2 protein-coding genes are annotated in these 3,088 nt (G+C 64.2%); both read right to left on the bottom strand.

Features of this window, described 5'->3' with window-relative positions; all coding sequences use genetic code 11:
* Positions 1-1,467 (bottom strand): Coenzyme F420 hydrogenase/dehydrogenase, beta subunit C-terminal domain (locus tag WBV42_RS01010; protein WP_423984393.1); only part of this gene is annotated, 1,467 nt, incomplete at its 3' end.
* On the bottom strand, positions 1,460-3,088 hold a 1,629-nt coding region (locus tag WBV42_RS01005; RefSeq protein ID WP_423984392.1), incomplete at its 5' end, for a nitrite/sulfite reductase. The genes WBV42_RS01005 and WBV42_RS01010, both read right to left, overlap by 8 nt.

Here is a 3,088-nt window from a genome sequence, read left to right as displayed (position 1 = left end):
GCCGTACTGTTCGGCGTGTTCCGTGTACTCGATGAACCGCGGTGCGTCCGGATCGAACCGGCGGTTCAACGACGAGAATGCGTTCTTCTTGTCCCAGCTCTGTAGTTTCCCGACGGCACTTCTGTCGTAGAGGTCCTCGTATTCGAGGTCGGGTTCGGCCAACTCCCACGCTTTCAGTCCGGTTTCGGTCCGGACTATGACGCTCGAATAGTCGTCCGGGCTGCCGACCGAACCGACGGTGAGGTCCGCACAGTAGCCGGTGAAATCCGCACACTCGTCACAGCCCTTGAGCGCGGCTCCGTGGAAGTTCTTGATCGACTCCGCGACGATGAGTTCCTCGTCGTGGTCGTACACTCGTAGCTCCCCGTCGAGGACGTCGAGCTTGCCGATCTCCTCGGGGTGGATATCCCGTTTCTCCTGCAGTTGGTCCCCGATGAGCCGCTCGTAGTTAAAGTTCTTTGTACACATCAGCGCGATGGTGTACTCGATCGCGCGAACGCCATCCTCGTGGGACTGGTGGTCCCACGCGAAATCCTGGAGTGCACGAATCCCTTCGATCTCACACGGCGTCCCGACGAGCGCGAGCGAGAGGTCCTCCGGGTCCTTGTCCGGAAGCTGTTCCTCCCACTGCTCCATGTCGAGGTTGCCGAGCGCCATCGTCTGGTTGTAGAAGCTCCCGGCGTTCTCGATCAACTCCTCGCGGCTCGTCGCGAGGAAACTCTCGGCCTTCCACGGCTCCTCGTCGGATTCCGTGGCGACGAGCGCCCCATCGATTTCACCCGCTTCGAGGAGGTGCACGAGGACGGACGTCACGATCCCGCCGTCCTGTGCGTTCGTCCGCCAGCTATCGGAGACTTTTGCCGAGAACTCGGTGATCGGATCACCGGCACCCGACACGTTGTCGTCGCCGCCGGTGATCTTCCACTGTCGTTCGTACCGGAGGCCGCCCCGTGGACAGAAGTCCCAACAGAGCGAACACCCCGTACACATCTTCACCAGTTCCGGCAGGCCGTCGTCGCCGATGCCGATGGAATCGGACGGACACGCCGCGACACACGTACCACACTGGATACACCGCTCCTCCTCGATGACCGCCTCGTCCAACTCCATGAACCACGTCTTCTCGTCGGGCGTGTCGATGTCGTTCATCTCGCTCCGGATGGAGTACCCCGGCGTGTCCAGTTCGACGCCCTCCGGGACGCCGGGTCTGGCCGTCGGATTCGCGTCGGAGCCCTCGACGTTCTGACTCTTGCCCACCGTGGGTTCGGTGAACTGAACCTCGCCGAGGCTCCCGTCGGCATCGACGTTGCTGGGGGTGCTCCCGCCGTCCGAGCGGAGTCGCGGCGGAGACGAACCCGCCCCGTCCTCATCCACGCCACACGTGCACTGGCCGTCCTCACAGCAGTCGTTCGACGAACCGGTCGAACTGGACTCGCCCGGGACGCCGGGGAACCGCCGCTCAGTCATCCTGCGCCACCCCCTTCGAGACGGGGGCGTCTGCACGGCGCATGATGTCGCGGAGGCGGTCGTTGCCGACCCGGCGATGCCACTCGTAGAAGCGTTCGCCCTCGACTCGGTCCTCGACGTACACCTCGAAGAGCCGTTCGAGCGCGGGGATGACCGCGTTTGCGGGAACCGCTGTTTCGACCCAGTCGATGAACTCGTTGTCAGCACCCAACGAGCCACCGAGGCCGACGTCCATCCCTTCGACCACCGCGTCGCCCTCCTCGTTCGTGGTCTCCTCGGACCCTTCGACCTTCACCGTCTCGCCGCGGAAGCCGATGTCCGCGATTTGTGGTTGGGCGCACGACGCCGAACAGCCACTCATGTGCATCCGAACGACGTCCAACCCGTCCGGCGTCTCGACCCGCTCGTCCAGCTCCTTGGCCCACCGTCGGACGCGCTTTTTCGTCTCGATGATGCCGTAGTTGCAGAACTCCGACCCGGTACAGCCGACGGCACCGCGCGAGAACGGGCCGGGGTCGGGTTGGTAATCGCGTGCGAACGGTTCGTCGAGCAACTCGGCGGTACGGTCGGCGGGCACGTGGGAGATCAGGAAGTTCTGATCAGTGGCGAGACGGATCGTCGCCTCGTCCGTTCCGTACTCCCGCGCGGCCCGTGCCGCTTCGGCGAACTCGTCCCCGCCCATGCGTCCCGCGATGACGTTGAACCCGACGTACTGCAGTCCGTCTTGCTTCTGGTCGTGGACGCCGACGTGGTCTCCCGTGTAGCTTTCGCTGAGGTCGGTACCACGGGATTCGAGGGGGACGTCACATCGCTCGCGAACCGCCGCATCGAAATTTTCCGGTCCGAGCTGTTCGACGAGATAGCGCATCCGGCAGACGCCGCGGTTGTTCCGGTCGCCGAGTTCCTTGAACACCTGCGCGACGGCGCGGCAGAACTCCACTGCGTCCTCCGGTTGGATGAAGACGTCGAGCGGGGACCCCATTCGTGGCCCGTCGGAGAGGCCGCCGCCGACCTTCACGTGGAAGCCGTAGTACTCCTCGCCGTCGATCCGCTTCCGGGCGGGCGTCAGTCCGACGTCGTTGATCTGTGACTGGGCACAGTCCTCCTGACAGCCGGTGATGGTCATCTTGAACTTCCGCGGCAGATTCGAGTACTCCCGGTTGCCCGTAAAGAAGCCCGAAACCGCGTCGATGACGGGTTGTGCGTCGAAACACTCGTGCTCCGACAGCCCGACGGCCGGACATCCAAGCACGTTCCGGGCACCGTCACCACAGCCCTGGACGGTGGTGAGACCGACCTCGTCGTAGCGCCGCCAGATCTCCGGCAGATCCTCGATCTCGATCCAGTGCATCTGAATGTCCTGCCGTGTCGTGATGTCCAGATAGGCGTCTCCCCACACGGGATTTTGCTCATCGCCGCCGTGTTCCGCGGGTGCGGTGGCGAACTCCTCGGCGACTTCACCGATGACCTCGGCCTGTTCCGTGGTCAGATGACCGCCCGGGGCCTTCGTGCGAAGCATGAAGTAACCCCGATGCTGCCCGTGCGCGTACAGCCCGGCCCATTTCAATCGTTCCCACTCGCCGTCCCCGGCGCGCGCTTCGATTTCGTCGAAGGACAGTCC

It is taken from the genome of Haladaptatus sp. (genome assembly GCF_049589095.1).
GTDB lineage: Archaea > Halobacteriota > Halobacteria > Halobacteriales > Haladaptataceae > Haladaptatus.
The sequence above is the reverse complement of the archived record's forward strand: the minus strand, read 5'-3'. Positions and strand labels throughout refer to the sequence as shown.